General features: G+C 57.1%; 15 protein-coding genes. 3 read left to right on the forward strand and 12 right to left on the reverse strand.

What is annotated here, in order from left to right:
- Positions 1–22 precede the first annotated feature (22 nt).
- The 8 genes from HX884_RS01845 to sad all read right to left on the reverse strand — a co-directional run bounded on the left by HX884_RS01845 (position 23) and on the right by sad (position 8835).
- Positions 23–571 carry a GNAT family N-acetyltransferase gene (locus HX884_RS01845; RefSeq protein WP_178327560.1) on the reverse strand — a complete coding sequence of 183 codons (549 nt, stop codon included), beginning with the start codon at positions 569–571 and terminating at the stop codon, positions 23–25.
- 82 nt (positions 572–653) lie between these two features.
- Positions 654–1619, reverse strand: a complete 966-nt coding sequence (locus HX884_RS01850) for a sensor domain-containing diguanylate cyclase (protein WP_178327561.1) — start codon at positions 1617–1619, stop codon at positions 654–656.
- A 53-nt stretch (positions 1620–1672) separates the two neighbouring features.
- A complete protein-coding gene (locus HX884_RS01855) occupies positions 1673–2665 on the reverse strand; it encodes a sensor domain-containing diguanylate cyclase (RefSeq protein WP_013096607.1) in 993 nt (330 codons plus the stop codon).
- 176 nt (positions 2666–2841) lie between these two features.
- Positions 2842–4281, reverse strand: a complete 1440-nt coding sequence (locus HX884_RS01860; RefSeq protein WP_178327562.1) for a GGDEF domain-containing protein — start codon at positions 4279–4281, stop codon at positions 2842–2844.
- A gap of 112 nt (positions 4282–4393) precedes the next feature.
- A complete protein-coding gene (locus HX884_RS01865) occupies positions 4394–4750 on the reverse strand; it encodes a DUF4186 domain-containing protein (protein WP_013096609.1) in 357 nt (118 codons plus the stop codon).
- On the reverse strand, positions 4750–5676 hold the full coding sequence (gene glsB, locus HX884_RS01870) for a glutaminase B (RefSeq protein WP_013096610.1): 927 nt from the start codon (positions 5674–5676) through the stop codon (positions 4750–4752). Before glsB ends, HX884_RS01865 begins: the two co-directional genes overlap by 1 nt.
- Positions 5677–5740: 64 nt before the next feature.
- Positions 5741–7330 (reverse strand): methyl-accepting chemotaxis protein, encoded by a 1590-nt coding sequence (locus HX884_RS01875; RefSeq protein ID WP_058651326.1) that lies wholly within the window; start codon positions 7328–7330, stop codon positions 5741–5743.
- Between the two features lie 116 nt (positions 7331–7446).
- Positions 7447–8835, reverse strand: coding sequence for a succinate-semialdehyde dehydrogenase (gene sad / locus HX884_RS01880; protein ID WP_038419419.1), 1389 nt, complete (start codon positions 8833–8835; stop codon positions 7447–7449).
- Between the two features lie 99 nt (positions 8836–8934).
- Here sad and HX884_RS01885 point away from each other — a divergent pair, with 99 nt between their 5' ends.
- Positions 8935–9813, forward strand: a complete 879-nt coding sequence (locus tag HX884_RS01885) for a LysR family transcriptional regulator (protein WP_013096613.1) — start codon at positions 8935–8937, stop codon at positions 9811–9813.
- On the opposite strand, the gene HX884_RS01890 is transcribed toward HX884_RS01885, so the two are convergent.
- The 4 genes from HX884_RS01890 to HX884_RS01905 form a co-directional block, all read right to left on the reverse strand.
- The gene (locus tag HX884_RS01890) at positions 9767–10249 is read right to left on the reverse strand and encodes a GNAT family N-acetyltransferase (RefSeq protein ID WP_013096614.1); all 483 of its coding nucleotides are present in this window, start codon (positions 10247–10249) and stop codon (positions 9767–9769) included. The genes HX884_RS01885 and HX884_RS01890 overlap by 47 nt on opposite strands.
- Before the next feature lie 82 nt (positions 10250–10331).
- A complete protein-coding gene (locus HX884_RS01895) occupies positions 10332–11093 on the reverse strand; it encodes a DeoR/GlpR family DNA-binding transcription regulator (RefSeq protein ID WP_029883777.1) in 762 nt (253 codons plus the stop codon).
- Position 11094: 1 nt separating this feature from the next.
- Positions 11095–12081 (reverse strand): D-threonate 4-phosphate dehydrogenase, encoded by a 987-nt coding sequence (locus HX884_RS01900; RefSeq protein ID WP_178327563.1) that lies wholly within the window; start codon positions 12079–12081, stop codon positions 11095–11097.
- Entirely contained in the window at positions 12074–13291 is a 1218-nt protein-coding gene (locus HX884_RS01905) for a four-carbon acid sugar kinase family protein (protein ID WP_178327564.1), read from the reverse strand. The genes HX884_RS01900 and HX884_RS01905 overlap by 8 nt, the downstream gene beginning before the upstream one ends.
- 173 nt (positions 13292–13464) lie before the next feature.
- On the opposite strand from HX884_RS01905, the gene HX884_RS01910 reads away from it, so the two are divergent.
- Together HX884_RS01910 and HX884_RS01915 are read left to right on the forward strand one after the other, a co-directional pair.
- Positions 13465–14613, forward strand: coding sequence for an iron-containing alcohol dehydrogenase (locus HX884_RS01910; RefSeq protein ID WP_178327565.1), 1149 nt, complete (start codon positions 13465–13467; stop codon positions 14611–14613).
- Between the two features lie 14 nt (positions 14614–14627).
- Complete coding sequence (locus HX884_RS01915) at positions 14628–15512, forward strand: dihydrodipicolinate synthase family protein (RefSeq protein ID WP_178327566.1); 885 nt, start codon at positions 14628–14630, stop codon at positions 15510–15512.
- Positions 15513–15516: the final 4 nt, after the last annotated feature.

Below are 15516 nucleotides of genomic sequence, written 5' to 3' on the forward strand. Positions count from 1 at the left end.
AACCCCGCTTTTGATCAATTCATCACGTCATTGAGGGAAATAATCGCAAGAACTTATAGAAGACCGATGTGGCAGTCATCGCGCCATCCGGCATTAGCGCATAACGCGGGATCTCCCCCACTTTTTGCCAGCCAGCACGCTGGTAGAAGGTCTCCGCTCCGCTGCCGGTTGAGGTATCCAGCACCAGCACCGAGATGTCTCTTGCTCTGGCCTGCACTTCCAGTTCCTCCATTAGCGCCATCGCGGCACCTTTACGACGCGCTTTTTCATGCACCAGCAGCTTTGCCACATCGGCACGATGCGGCTGGTTTTCCGGCTGATCGGTAATGAGCTGCACGGTGCCAATCATGCCATCCTGAGAATCGATGCAGGCCAGCACAACGCGTTCGTTACGCCCTACGCTACCGGCAATATCCTGCCAGAAAGCACGAGCTTTATCGGTACTGAATGGCAACATAAAACTGACGGAAGCGCCGCCCCTGACACAGTTTTCAAGGATATCGGCCAGCGCATCGAGGTGGGTGAGAATATCGTCCCGGGTGAGGGTTTTGATCTGCAGTGAGGTATTCATGGGTTTTCCTTACGTTGAATAAGCTCACTGTGCATTTAACATTTACGTAACGCAATCACATCAGACATAGGCTTTTGTTATGTCATGTTGCGCGCTTGCGCTGCTGCTTCATGGCATACATTTTTTCATCCGCGTCTTTCATCCACTGCTGCAGATCGTTGCCGTTATGATCGAACTCGCTCAGCCCCCAGGAAAAATGGATTGACCAGGGATGCAGCCTGCGCGCATTGTACTGTTCAACCTGCTCGGCCAGATACTGCATGGCAATCCAGGCCCCCTGCTCGTCGGTATCGGCAAACAGCACGGCAAACTCATCGCCGCCAAAGCGAACCAGCAAATCCGCTTCACGGAAAGAGGTGCGCATCAGTTCCGCCATCACTTTCAGCGCGTTGTCGCCCTCTTCATGCCCGTAGCGATCGTTAATCTCTTTGAAGCGATCCAGATCCAGCCAGCCCAGAGTTAACGGCTCCGCCCGACGTCTGGCTACGGAGAGCGTGAACCGGAGCAGCTGGTTAAAGCCCCGACGGTTAAACAGACCGGTTAATTCATCGGTTGTCGCCGCGCTGACGGCAGCAAACTCGTCTTCCGCCAGCGCGCTCAGGTCGCCCAGCACGGCAAGATCGGCTGCGGAAAATTCACGAGGAGAATAATCAATCAGGCACAGCGATCCCACGCTCGCCCCGTCACGTAAACGCAGTGGAAAACCGGCATAGAACCTTACCCCGGGCTCACCGGCCACCAGCGGGTTATCGGCAAATCGATCGTCCTGACGCATATCGGCAACCACCAGCGGCGCTTCGCTGAGGATCGTATGGCCGCAAAACGAGATATTACGCGGAACGGTTCCAGGCGCCTGACCATCGGCCGACTTCACAATCAGCGAGTGTTCATCAATAAGATTGACCATCGCCAGGGGAACCTGGAAGAAGCGTTTTGCCAGACGTGTCAGCCGGTCAAACGCCGGGGAACTGTCGATCTCAAGCAGGCCTGACTCGCGCAGCGAGTTCAGACGTTCCATTTCATTTGCTGGGGTTGCAGGTGTTTTCATAACGTCTCCTGACGCAAAGCGTTACTCAAAGCGTAGCCTAAACAGAGACATTGTCAGTGCGCGAATATTCTGTTCTTACCGTCCCGCTTGGCGCGGTACAGGGCGTTGTCCGCGGCCTGTAGCCAGTCGGTTACGCTTATCATTTCTCGCGTGGCACAGGCGATACCGATGCTGAGCGTGCAATGCACCGTCTCCTGAGCCACCTCCTTTTTCATTGCAGCCGCATCCATAATGCGTCTGGCGACAACTTGCGCCTCTTCAAGGGTGGTATCCGGCAGCAACACCACAAATTCATCGCCGCCAAGGCGTGCGGGGGTATCGTTCGGGCGTGTCGACAAATGCAGTATTTGCGAGACGGCCGCCAGCAATGCATCCCCAACCTTATGACCAAAACGATCGTTAACGTCTTTAAAATTGTCGATATCGATGAACATCAGGGCCGATTCCCGGCACGTCTGGCGCAGTTTATTCAGTTCGTGGTCAATGCGCTTTTCGAGCAGACGTCGGTTCGCGATATCCAGTAGCGGATCCATCATCGCGATCCGCTCAAGCTCCCGGCTCTTGATCCGCAGGCGCAGCGCAATGCTGTCCGTTAATATGCTCAGCGCCAGCAGATAAATTGCAATCAGCGGCAGCGTGGCAAACATGGTGCGCTGCGAAACGTACATATCCACCGCCATTCCCTGCGTCAGCCAGGTCACCAGAAAAACGCCCACCATGGTGATGGCCGCCTTTCTCATCAGCGTAACGCCCCCTGCCGAGAGCCGGTCGGTCAACATGATGGTGGCAATGACCACCGACGGCAGCGGATTAACCGCCATCATGGCGATCCAGAATCCCCCCGCCCCGGCGTCCAGCACCAGATTCTGATGCTCAGTCACCAGCGGCATGGCCGAATTTCGCGCCCGATACCAGGCAAGCGTAGGCCAGATAAACGCGTTCAACGCCAGCAAACACATCAGCCAGATTGAACGATTCTGTTCAATCAGCACAGAGAGGATGGGAATAAAACAGAGAAACGTGCCGAGAATACGCATCAGATACATACGTTTGACAAACCGGCTTCCTGGTACACGAGAGGGTCTACTGAGTTTGTCAGCTGCATTCATTCTGCGAATTTTCCGATAGCTTTCTTGCGGTATCTTATTGACGTTAAAAATACCTAGCAAGCAATTTATCTGCTATTCGTTATGATTCATCCCCGGCAGAATGCAGGCTGCGCTCAGGTTTCACCCTCCGGGGTCGGGGTAATGGGATCGTCTGACACACGCGCACTGGTGCGATTTCTCCCCGCTTTTTTGGAACGATAGAGATGAGCGTCTGCTTCGGCCATCAGCCTGTTGAATACCTCGGTCAACTGCCACGACGCCGCCTTCCCGCTCCCGAGACCAATACTCACGGTCAGATAGAGCGTTTGCTGGCGCCAGGTAAACGGATGAGCGGCAATGGTGAGTCTGATACGTTCCGCCAGCGCAAAGCCGTGCTGCGCGTCACCGGTGTTCACCACAACCGCGAACTCTTCGCCGCCCATACGCGCCACCATACCGTCGTCTCCGACAACCTGCTGAACCTCGCGGGCAAACGCGGCCAGCACGCGGTCGCCACACTCATGCCCATAGTTATCATTGATGCTTTTGAAGTAATCGATATCCAGCAGCATCACGGTCAGAAAACGTGTCTGCCGCTGCGCCTCTTCCCGCTTTAACGCCTCATAGAGCCCGGAACGTGAATAAACGTGGGTCAGAAAATCATAATCCGCGCGCAACGACACCTGACGGATGAGCGAATTAATGGCCGCCATACTGACGGAGACCATAACCGGACAGATCGCCATGGTGGCAATCCCCAGCCGTGCGGAGAACATCATCGGGGTAGAGAGCGGCGTGCCCACGGCGATATTGATAATGGAGTTAGCGACCAGAACGATCTCCAGACCGCCGGTCAGAAACGTCAGCAGACAGGTCGCGGGCAAGGAGTAGCGGACCGCACACCAGATCAGCGCCGGCAGCGGAAAGGCAAGGCTTCCCGCCCCGCCAATCACCACCGATGCCATCACCGAGACAATCAGCGCAATGACCGGTAAAAGTTGCTCCAGACGCAGCCTGAATGCCCGCGTCGGCATACTGACCGTGAGCATGCAGGGTAAAATGAGCACGCCGGTTGAGAACTGCTCGCTGAACCAGTCGGCAAACAGCGGCCAGAAGGTATGGCTGTCGATCCCCACCGACCCGGTCGCGCCGAGCAGCGCACATAATAAGGCGGCGAACAGACAATAATTGAACAGCCGCAGCGCATTAATGGGATCGGGGGTTTTCTTCATCAACCGCTTATCACGCACCACCAGCAATGCGACAACGACGATAAAGACCATATTCGACAGGTTGATGACCACCGAGGCCATTCCCCAGTTGGTGGTGACCGCGTCGTACATCAGCATGGCGACATACGACACCGCGTAGTTATGCAGGCGATTGAGATAGGTATAACGGGCAAAGACGCCCGCCATCACGCCATTCAGCGGCCAGAACAGCGACAAGGCTTCGACCAGACGTAATTCCGCACCGATAAAGTAGAACAAGGTGGTGAGAATAAAGATACCCGCCGCATTACGCAGCGGCGATTCAGGGCGAAAAAGCGTGAAGGCAGCGGGGTCTGAACGCATTAAATATCATTCCATATAATAACTTATGGCAACTAACTGACCCGTCACCACGCGGGGGATCTCATAGTGTGCATCTATAACACAATTACAACAGGATCAGCACCCATCAACATCAGGCGTTCATCTGCAACACCAGCCAGTGGTGGATCACGCCGACGATATAGTGCTGTTGCTGCGCGGTGAGCTGAACACCTTGCGGAATGTTGTGCCATTTCGCCAGACAGCCGCGACAGCAGGTGGCGGTCGCGTGCTGGGCAATAAACACCGGATGGCCGCGCATGGGGGTCTGTTTACCGTCGTTGACGGGGTGCGCGGGGGCAAGACGCTTCGCAATAAAGTCGGCAGCATGTTGGTCAATGGTATCGGCACCTTTGTCCCAGCAGTACTGTCGTTCTTTTGTGCCTAAGCGAAAGCGCGACCGAAAGGTCGATCGCGCCAGGCGAGAAAAAAGAGGATCCAGATCAGACATCAGTAAACGGAACGTCCCAGGCGTTGGGTCAGTTTCTCCAGAACCGCCACACCGGCCAGTGAATTACCCGTCTCATCCAGCTCCGGGCTCCAGACAGCAATAGCCATCTCATGCGGTACAATGGCAACCACCCCACCCCCGACGCCCGACTTGGCCGGAAGACCGACGCGCCAGGCAAATTCGCCCGCGTTCTGATACATCCCGCTTGTCGCCATCAGGGCATTGACCTGACGCGCCTGCATAGGTGATACCACCTCCTGATCGAGATGCGGTGCGTGCCCCTGGTGGGCAAGGAACAGGAAGGTCTGCGCCAGCTCCACGCAGCTCATTTTCAGCGCGCAGTAATGGAAATAGTTTTGCAGTACGGTCGCCACATCATTATGGAAATTGCCGAACGATTTCATCAACCAGGCAATGGCGGCGTTACGCGCAGAGTGCTCGAACTCCGAACGGGCGACCACTGAATCATAAGCAATATCGTCAACGCCTGAGAGCTGGCGAACAATTTCAAGCATGCGCTGGCGTGGCGCGCTAAGACGGCTTTGCAGCATATCGCAGACCACCAGCGCCCCGGCGTTGATAAAGGGGTTACGCGGTTTACCCTGTTCAATCTCAAGCTGAAGCAGAGAGTTAAACGGCTGCCCGGAGGGATCTTTACCCACCCGTTGCCAGATCTCCTCTTCCTCGTACTGTCGCATGGCCGCAACCAGACTCAGCACTTTCGAAATAGACTGGATGGAAAAACGTTCCGTGGCGTCACCGGCCTGGTAACGCTGACCGTCTATCGTACAAATTGCAATTCCCAGCTTATTCCCGCTGACCGAGGCAAGGGCCGGAATATAGTCGGCAACCTTTCCTTTTCCAAGTAACGGACGAACCTGCGCCAGAATCTCGTCCAGCATCTCATTATGGATGACCGCAGCCACTCTCTTTGCTCCTTGCCCTCAGGCTAAAACGGGCTGCGAGTATAACAGACGCTTATGTGTTGCGTCAGGCACTGAGACGAAAACGCGAAACCGCCTGCAATAAAAGATCCGACTGTTTGTGCAGGCGCTCAGAGGCATCAGACGCGTCAGAGACAAGGCTGTCGGTTTGTCGCGACACCTGATTCAGCGCCTGAAGCTGGCGCGTCATCTGATGAATACTCTCCCCCTGACTCAGCGTGGCCGCGGAGATCTCATTCAGCAAACTGCTTAATGTTCCCACCAGCCCCGTCACCTGCTGCAGGTTATCTTCCAGACGGTTAACGGCCCGTGACCCGTCTTCGATCCCCTGAAGGGAACGGTTGATAAGCTCCTGAATGGTTTGCGTCGAATGGCTGCTCTTCCTCGCCAGCAGCCCCACTTCACGAGCGACAACGGCAAACCCGCGCCCCTGGTTTCCCGCGTGAGCCGCTTCAATTGCCGCATTCAGTGCCAGAATGTTGGTCTGAAAGGCGACGCTGTCGATCATGGCCACGATCCCCCGCATCTCTGAGGATCGGTCGACGATTGCCTGCATCGACGCATTGACGGTCGACATCATCTGATCCCCTCCCGCCGCGGCCTGGCGTGCCTCATCCGCCCGCGAGCTGGCAAGCTTCGCATAGCCCGTGTTGCCTTCTACGTGGGTTTCCAGAGTCGCGATATGCGCCGTCACGTCTTCCAGCTCTTTGGCCTGACGCGCCGACTGGTGATACAGCTTTTGATTGCCCTGCGCCAGTGCGCCAATATTTTCCACCATGGCGGTGGTCGCATCGCTGACCTGGGTCACCAGCTGCTGTAGCCCGTTCTGCATGGTGGCAATACTGTCGCTGAGCTGGGCAATTTCACGGTTAAAACGCGTCACGCCAGGAGGGGTACCGGAGAGATCGCCCGCGGCCAGCCGGTTGATATGCGCAATCAAGCGCCGCAACGGGGTAATCACCCACCGGGACATCCCGAACCAGACGGCAAACGCAATAGCGAGCAACAGAACAGGCGCAAGCAGGAACAGCGTTTGCAGACCGGAGAGCTGCGCAATCAACGACTGACGCCCTTTGAGCGCCTGCTTCTCGCTTGCTTGCTGATAGCGGGCATAGTTGTCATTAAAGTCGGTCTGAAACGCCTGCGCCGGCACGGCAAAAAACGCATCGATGGTGTTGGTTTTCACCAGCCCTTCCGCCTGCTCTTTTATCGCGCCGTAAAAAAGCTGATAGCTGTTAACCAGGGCGTCATCTTTTGGCGGATTAAGCGCCAGCCAGGCATTCCACGCCTGCTGCGAAACGGCCAGCGCCTTTTGCGCGTCGTCCATCAGGCTATGCCAGCTGCCCTCGGAGCCGGTCTCTTTATCCTGCATAAACCAGACGCCGGAGCGGTTAAGCAGATCGCTTGCGGCCAGCAGGGAAACGCGAGCCAGATCCAGCTTGCTCTGCTGCTGATACGCCAGCAGGTTTTGCTGCTCGTTGCGTTGCGCTTCCTTAAGGGAGGCATTGAGCAGGAACGACGAGGAGAGTTGCAGGGCGGAAAAGAGGCCGATAATACAAAAGATACCGGTCAGCAGGCCAAACTGGCGGGGGATAATGCGCTGCGCAATACGACGATAAATTTGCGTTAGGTTCATAATTTTCTTCAGTAACAAGACGTTAGACGCGTGCGAGTCTACGAAACGAAAATGACAGAACCATTGCAGAGAAATGACAGAGGCCCTCGTCGTCAGGGCCTCTGTAAGGATGGCGGTTACACTCTGTTCTTCCACACCGTCTGCACGTTACAAAACTCGTGCAAACCAAAGTGGGAAAGCTCACGGCCAAAACCACTTTTCTTCACGCCGCCAAAGGCCACGCGCGCGTCACTGGCGCTAAAGCCATTGATAAACACCCCGCCGCACTCCAGCTCGCGGGCGAATTTTCCGGCCAGCGCTTCGTTGGCGGTAAACACCGTGGCAGAGAGACCAAAGTCGCTGTCGTTGGCAAGCTGCAGGGCATGTTCCGCATCCTTCGCCACCGTAATCGCCGCAACCGGACCAAACAGCTCCTGACGGAAGGCGGTCATTGTCGGGGTGACATGGCTCAGCACGGTTGGCGCGTAATAGTTGCCCTCCCCGCTGATTTTCTCGCCGCCCAGCAGCAGCGTGGCCCCTTCCGCGAGCGTGGCCTGCACCTGCTGATGCAGTTCGTCACGCAGATCGAAACGCGCCATCGGGCCAATATCATTCTCTTCCCGATCCGGTGCTCCCATCTTCAGCGCCGTAACCGCCGCAACAAAACGCCGGGTAAAGTCATCGGCAATACCCTCTTCGATAATAAAGCGCTTTGCCGCCGCGCAAACCTGCCCGGTGTTCTGATAACGTCCCGTGACGGCCGCGCGAACGGCCAGATCCAGATCGGCATCATTCAGCACGATAAACGGATCGGAGCCGCCCAGCTCCAGAACGCATTTTTTCAGCGCCGCTCCCGCCTGAGCCCCTATCGCCGCACCTGCACGCACGCTACCGGTGACGGTTACCGCTGCAATACGACGATCGTTGATCGCCTGGCTCACGCCATCATTGGTGGCATTCACCCAGCCAAAGACGCCTTGCGCAATACCGGCATCAGCAAAGATTTGCCCTATCAGCTCTGCAGAACCCAGGACGTTCGGTGCGTGTTTGAGCAGATAGCTGTTACCTGCCAGCAGGATCGGCACCGCACCGCGCAGTACCTGCCAGAGCGGGAAGTTCCACGGCATTACCGCAAGAATAGGCCCCAGCGGACGGTATTCAATGACCGCGTTTTGGTTTTCCACCAGCGTGGGCTCCGCACGCAGCATCGCCGGGCCATGTTCCGCATACCAGTCGCACAGACCCGCAGATTTGGCCACTTCCGCCCGCGCCTGCACAATCGGCTTGCCCATTTCCCGGGAGATCATTTGCGCCATCTCTTCCCCACGCTGGCGCAGTGCTGCCCCCAGGTCGCGCAGCTTTTGTGCCCGGTGAGAGACGCTTTCCCCTCGCCACTGGCGAAAACCGGCATCAGCCAGGGTGATTGCCTGTTCGACCTCTTCGGATGTGGCCCAGGGATATGTGGCCAGCGTCTCGCCTGTCGCCGGGTTAACAGAGAGGGCATGCGTAGCAGATGAATAAGTCATGATGTTCTCCACGTAATATCGGTTGATTGATTGTGGCCCACTCTGCTATTTCTTAAAAATGAATAATACTAACCACCTTATTCACGAATCGAGAATGCTATGGATTTAACTCAGCTTGAAATGTTTAACGCCGTTGCCCTGACCGGCAGCATTACCCAGGCGGCGCAGAAGGTGCATCGCGTTCCGTCTAACCTCACCACCCGCATCCGCCAGCTTGAGGCCGATCTCGGCGTTGAGTTGTTTATCCGGGAGAGCCAGCGTTTGCGCTTATCTCCCGCCGGGCACAACTTTCTGCGCTACAGCAAGCAGATCCTGGCGCTGGTTGACGAGGCGCGCATGGTCGTCGCCGGTGATGAGCCGCAGGGGTTATTTGCCCTTGGCGCCCTGGAAAGCACTGCCGCCGTGCGGATCCCGGAAAGTCTGGCGGCGTTTAACCAGCGCTATCCGCGCATTCAGTTCGCGCTCTCTACCGGCCCGTCCGGAACGATGATTGACGGCGTTCTGGAAGGCACCTTAAGCGCGGCGTTTGTCGACGGGCCACTTTCACACCCGGAGCTGGAAGGCATGCCGGTTTACCGGGAAGAGATGATGCTGGTCACCCCCGCCGGACATGCGGAGGTGACGCGCGCCGCGCAGGTAAGCGGCAGCGACGTCTACGCGTTTCGCGCAAACTGTTCGTATCGACGTCATCTGGAAAGCTGGTTTCACGCAGACCGCGCCACGCCCGGGCGGATCCATGAGATGGAGTCGTATCACGGTATGCTCGCCTGCGTGATTGCAGGGGCGGGTATTGCGCTAATGCCCCGCTCCATGCTTGAGAGCATGCCGGGGCATCATCAGGTAGAGGCGTGGCCGCTGGCGGAGAACTGGCGCTGGCTGACCACCTGGCTGGTGTGGCGTCGTGGGGCGATGACCCGCCAGCTCGAAGCGTTTATAGCGCTGCTAAACGAACGTCGACAACCAGAGCCTTCTCCATAAACAGGCTCAGCGGATCGTCGACATACGGCGCAAACGCCGGACGGCGTTCATATCCGCACTGTTCATACAGGCGAATGGCGGCGTGTTGCTTGATCCCTGTCTCCAGGCGCACGGTGTGGCAGTGACGACTCAAGGCTTCATCCTCAAGGGCAGCAAGCAGCTTCTCGCCCAGATGTTGCCCGCGATGGGTCGGATCGATATAGACCCGTTTCATCTCCCCGGTACCGTCGCCATTAAGCACCACGGCGCCACATCCCACGGCCTGCAGCTGCGGGTCGCGAATGATCATCAGGATAAGCGAGGCTTCAGGCAGTGCAGCCAGATCGAGCAGATGATTGCTTTCAGCGGGATAGAGTTCGCTCTGATAGCGGTCAAGCGCCGCGATCAGCTTGAGGATGTCCGGATGACGGGCAGATTCAGAGGTAATGGAATACATGGCAGGCTCCTTGCTTTTTTTTTGAGGCCAGGCTTCAACATAGCGTCTGCCATCTTTTCGGACTTCATAGTTTTAACTTATGTCATGACGCCAGCGTCAGGCGGGTCTCAAGCTGTTCCAGCTGGGTCCGGGCCGCTTCATCCAGCCTGCTGTCGGTGACGATATCCGTCAGGGTGTTCAGGTGCGCCACATTAAACAGCGACCAGGCACCGTACTTAGAGCTGTCTGCCAGCAGCACCCGGCGTTTTGCATTGGCTATTAAATCCCGCTTCAGCGCGGCCTTCTCCTCTGTAGGCGACGTGATACCGCGGGTAATATCCCAGCCATTACAGCTGACAAAAGCCACATCAGGCCAGACATTCTGCAACAGCCGACGCCCGTGCTCACCAATACAGGACTGGCTCGAATCATCGATACGGCCGCCAATAATCGTCACTTCAATCTGTTTAAACTCAGAGAGAAACAGCGCAATGTGCAGATCGCTGGTGATGACGCGAAGCGGCAGATGCGTGAGCTGACGCGCGAGTTCAATCATTGTGGTACCGGCGTCCAGCACAATGGCATCCCCCGCTTTCACAAAGCTCGCGGCCGCGCTGGCAATGGCATGTTTTTCTGCCAGACTGCGCTGCATTTTTTCGGACGTGGTCGGCTGGGAAGGAATAAACCGGTTAAGAGTAACGCCGCCGTGGGTTCGGCTGATGACGCCCTCCTGGTCAAGCTTAATCAGGTCGCGGCGGATCGTCGCCGGTGAGGCATCGGTGATCGCCACCAGTTGATCCACCGTGACCAGGTTGTGCCCTTTGAGGTAATCCATTATCTGCTCTAACCGGTTATATCCCTTCATATTATTCCCGTGTAATTTGCATAGCCAACTGAATAGACACCGTCATGCTCTCCGACCTGGCTTTACCGGTCCATGCTATATCGAACGCGGTTCCGTGGTCTGCAGAGGTGCGGATAAACGGCAATCCGGCGGTGATATTCACCCCGTCGTAAAAGCCGAGCAATTTTAGCGGAATATGCCCCTGATCGTGATACATCGCAACGACCATGTCATACATTCCTTCGTGGCATTGCATAAATACCGTATCCGGCGGGCACGGTCCGGTGACGTTGCCCCCCTGCGCCTTCATCGCCGCAACGGCCGGGCCAACAATCGTGATCTCTTCATCGCCAAACAGGCCATTTTCTCCCGCATGCGGGTTCACGCCCGCGACCGCAATACGAGGTGTGCTAAAGCCCACCCGCTTCAGGAAGGTATCCGCAATGCCGATGACGGTTTTTACCCGATCCTGATTGAGCGTATCAAGGAATTTACGCAGCGCAATATGGGTCGTGATATGAATGACCTTCAGCCGATCGGTGTACAGCACCATAGCGTAGTCTTTGCTGTGCGTCAGATGGGCCAGCAGCTCGGTATGCCCGGGGTAGTGATGTCCGGCCAGATGCAGCGCTTCTTTATTCAGTGGCGCCGTGGCAACCGCTTTTACGTCCCCCGCCATCGCCAGTTCCGTCGCGCGCTTCACGCAGCGATAGGCTAAATCCCCCGCCTGAGCCTGGACTACGCCGGGCTTCAGGGCATCAGGGTCGGCCAGCGGTTCGTCCAGCACGTTAATCATGTTGGGGGCGAAACGGGCTTCGCTGACCTGCCTGATGATGTGGATGTCAGCCTGCCCCACAATACCATCATCCAGCACCCGCCTGAGCGTGCGGGCACAGCCCACCACGACAACCGGGGCTCCCGTTAATTCGCTCCCGGTGAGGGATTTGATAATGATCTCCGGGCCAATGCCCGCCGGGTCACCCATGGTTACAGCAATAATGTTAGTCACTCAGTCTCTCCTCGATAAAATGCAACACCTCAAGCAGCGTCTCTTCTTTTCCGAAGCCCCCTGCTTTGGTCATTACCGGCTGGTGCCAGGCACAACCCAGAAATTTGCCGTAAGGGACGCATCCTGCGACGCGCCCTGTAATTTCAAATCCTTGCGCATCAAGCGCACTGGCGACGGCCATTGCCACATCGCCGCCTGAGACATACAACGCATCCGGCGGACATGCCGTCAGTGCCTCTCGGGTAATCTCTCCCAGGAAGGCGCAGATCGTTTCACCCAGTTCGGTCCGGGTCATTTGATACTGCGCGCAAAGCCGTTCAACCTGATGTCGCGCCTCATGGTCCGGGCAGGTATGAACGATGCAGTGACGGCCCGCCTTCAGGACCTGCGTGATGCGCATGAGCGCGTTCGCCGTCTTCCCCTTCAGCACATCATTAACATCAATAAACACCGACGAAACCGCAGGCTCTGCAGCGGCCAGTGCAATCTGACGTTGAGCGATCTCACTCATTGATCCCACCACCGCCAGCAGTTGCTGACGCTTCACGGGGGCGAGATGGCGTGCCAGCGCATCACATAACCCGGCAGACCCGACCAGCAGCGGTGTCTGCGGGCAGGTCAGCGCGGCGGCAATAATGGCGTCCAGATCCTCGTCACACTGGGCATCGACGATGAGCCACTCCGTTCCCTGCGCCAGTTCGGCTGCCAGCATGTTTACCGTTACGGATTGAGAACTCACGTCGGTAAACAGATCAGCAATCGTGGCAGACGGGACGGGCGTTTTCGGATCGCTGGCGAATTCGGTTTCATCCACCGGAATGCCGTTCACCAGACACCTGCCGTGGCGTGTGATCCGGTCTGCCGCGGGATACGCCGGCGCCACAATCACCTGCCGTTTGCCGCTTACTGCCTTAAGGACGCCTGTTTCTGCCCCTACATTGCCGCGCAGCGTGGAATCAATCTTTTTGATGAGCCAGCGCGCATCCGCAATATCCGCCCCCAGTACGGCCACTTTTTCGGCCGCCTCTGCTGCCCGCAGCGCACGGGAATCGGTATTAATAACCAGTGCATCCACCGGCTGGGTAAAGGGGGTGTGGAATGCCACGCTGACCTTCTTACCGCTCAGCGCCAGGCTGACACCCGCATCGTTTGCCCCGGTAAAGTCATCTGCAACGACAACGACGTCTCTGAACAGGTTGTTCTCTTTCATTCCCACTCCGGGCTCGTTTTTCCTGTTAATGATTATATTCAATCATGATTGATTATATGTGAGCAAGATCAAGTTAATCAGTTTGCGAATAAATTATAAATTTAGCCACACGATGACCATGAAGCGTCTTAATTGAGCGAATTTAATCATGGACACAAAGACAGGAGAAAAGCATGGTTACCCTCAACAGCACCATTATTAGCGGCGCAAATGCGCTCGCCGCCATCAGGCCATTACTCACCGATAACGCGCAGCTTTTGCTGGTCACGGACGGCAACATTGCGCGTCTGGAGGCGGCAACACAGATCCGTTCAATTCTTGAAGAGGACAACCGCCGCGTCACGGTGATTGACACGGTGCCTCCTGAACCCTCCCACCACGATGTCAGCCAGTTGCTCGCGGGGTTAAACAGCGGATCGTTTGATGTCGTGGTCGGGATCGGCGGCGGCAGCGTACTGGATGTGGCGAAACTGCTCTCCGTGCTTTGTCACCCGCTGTCACCGGGGCTGGACAGCCTGCTGGCAGGGGTAAAACCGGTGGCACGTATCTCCTCACTTCTGATCCCCGCCACCGCCGGAACCGGGTCAGAAGCCACGCCGAACGCTATTCTGGCGATACCGGAGCAAAACACGAAGGTCGGTATTATCTCTCCGGTCCTGCTGCCCGATTACGTCGCCCTGCTGCCGGAACTGACCACCAGCATGCCCGCGCATATTGCCTCCTCCACCGGCATCGATGCCCTGTGCCATCTGATTGAGTGCTTCACCGCCACGGTCGCCAACCCGGTCAGCGATAACGCGGCGTTGACCGGGCTCGCTAAGCTGCTGAAGAACATCGAAACGGCCTGCGCTGAGCCGGGCAACCTGCTGGCAAAGCTGGAAATGCTGTGGGCCTCTTATTACGGCGGGGTCGCGATTGCGCATGCCGGCACACACCTGGTTCACGCCCTGTCTTATCCGCTTGGCGGGAAATATCATCTGCCGCACGGCGTGGCCAACGCCATTCTTCTGGCACCCTGCATGAGGGTGGTTCGTCCCCACTGCGTGACAAAATTTGCGCAGGTCTGGGATCTCGTACCAGGCGCGGACAGCAGCCTGTCCGATGACGAAAAATCTCACGCGCTGGTGGAGTACTTTGCCGCGCTGGTTCGTCGGCTCAACCTGCCGGACAACCTTGAGTCCCTGGGCGTGCCGCGCGAAGACATCGCTTCCCTGAGCGATGCCACCCTGAACGTTAAACGGTTAATGAACAATGCCCCCTGTCAGGTGAATCACGACGAGGTGCAGGCGATTTACCGGACACTGTTTCCTGAACATGCATAGTCAAGGAGTAAGAAATGCGTAACAACATCAAGGGCGTGCTGACGGCTATCGTCACCCCCTTTGACGCGGAAGGCGAACTCAACATTCCCGGCTTAACGCGGCAGATCGCCCGGCAGCTGGACGCCGGAAACGGCATTTTTTGCGGCGGAACCAACGGCGAGTTCTTTGTCCTGAACGAAGCGGAAAAAATCGCGGTCACCCGGACCTGTGTGGAAACCGTCGCCGGACGCGCGCCCGTCGTGGCGCATATTGGCGAAATCTCCACCCGCGACACCATCCGGCTGGGAAAACAGATCGTCGCGCTGGGTGTGGATGCGGTTTCCGTCATCACCCCTTACTTCGTGCCGCTGAAACAGTCTGAGCTCATCGCACACTACACCGCCGTCGCTGACGCGCTAACCGTACCGGTCTTTCTGTACAACATTCCGGCGCGGACCGGCAACACCCTTGAGCCCGCCACGGTACGGGCGCTGGCCGAACACCCCAACATTTCAGGTATTAAAGACAGTGCCGGGAGCTATGAAAGCCTGCGCGGTTTCCTCAACGCAGTAAGCGACATTGACGGGTTCGACGTGCTGAACGGACCAGATTCACTGATCCATCAGGGCTTCGTCGAGGGATGTTCAGCCTGTATTTCCGGGCTGGCAAACGTGGCACCAGCGGCGATCAACGCCATCTGGTCACGCTTTAACGCGGGTGATGTTGAAGGTTCCTGGCAGGCGCAGGAGCGCGTCACCCGACTGCGTACCGAGCTGTACAGCGTGGCGTTTTCCCCTGCCGCTGTTAAAAAGGCCCTGCAAATCATGGGCGAGGATGTCGGAGAGAGTCGCTATGCCGTGGCGTTTAGCGAGCAGCAGTGCCAACAGATTCGCCAGATAGTGACAACGTCACTTAGCTAAACGG

This window comes from Enterobacter sp. SECR19-1250 (assembly GCF_013391025.1).
GTDB classification, from domain to species: domain Bacteria; phylum Pseudomonadota; class Gammaproteobacteria; order Enterobacterales; family Enterobacteriaceae; genus Enterobacter; species Enterobacter cloacae.

Excerpts from the sequence above, each read along its gene's own strand:
- HX884_RS01885 (WP_013096613.1), top strand. The coding sequence starts at position 8,935 with ATGGATTTAACTCAGCTTGAAATGTTTAACGCCGTTGCCCTGACCGGC.
- sad (WP_038419419.1), bottom strand. The coding sequence starts at position 8,835 with ATGACTTATTCATCTGCTACGCATGCCCTCTCTGTTAACCCGGCGACA.
- HX884_RS01850 (WP_178327561.1), bottom strand. The coding sequence starts at position 1,619 with ATGAAAACACCTGCAACCCCAGCAAATGAAATGGAACGTCTGAACTCG.
- HX884_RS01865 (WP_013096609.1), bottom strand. The coding sequence starts at position 4,750 with ATGTCTGATCTGGATCCTCTTTTTTCTCGCCTGGCGCGATCGACCTTT.
- HX884_RS01895 (WP_029883777.1), bottom strand. The coding sequence starts at position 11,093 with ATGAAGGGATATAACCGGTTAGAGCAGATAATGGATTACCTCAAAGGG.
- HX884_RS01875 (WP_058651326.1), bottom strand. The coding sequence starts at position 7,330 with ATGAACCTAACGCAAATTTATCGTCGTATTGCGCAGCGCATTATCCCC.
- HX884_RS01845 (WP_178327560.1), bottom strand. The coding sequence starts at position 571 with ATGAATACCTCACTGCAGATCAAAACCCTCACCCGGGACGATATTCTC.
- HX884_RS01905 (WP_178327564.1), bottom strand. The coding sequence starts at position 13,291 with ATGAAAGAGAACAACCTGTTCAGAGACGTCGTTGTCGTTGCAGATGAC.
- HX884_RS01890 (WP_013096614.1), bottom strand. The coding sequence starts at position 10,249 with ATGTATTCCATTACCTCTGAATCTGCCCGTCATCCGGACATCCTCAAG.
- HX884_RS01855 (WP_013096607.1), bottom strand. The coding sequence starts at position 2,665 with ATGTATCTGATGCGTATTCTCGGCACGTTTCTCTGTTTTATTCCCATC.
- HX884_RS01910 (WP_178327565.1), top strand. The coding sequence starts at position 13,465 with ATGGTTACCCTCAACAGCACCATTATTAGCGGCGCAAATGCGCTCGCC.
- HX884_RS01915 (WP_178327566.1), top strand. The coding sequence starts at position 14,628 with ATGCGTAACAACATCAAGGGCGTGCTGACGGCTATCGTCACCCCCTTT.
- HX884_RS01860 (WP_178327562.1), bottom strand. The coding sequence starts at position 4,281 with ATGCGTTCAGACCCCGCTGCCTTCACGCTTTTTCGCCCTGAATCGCCG.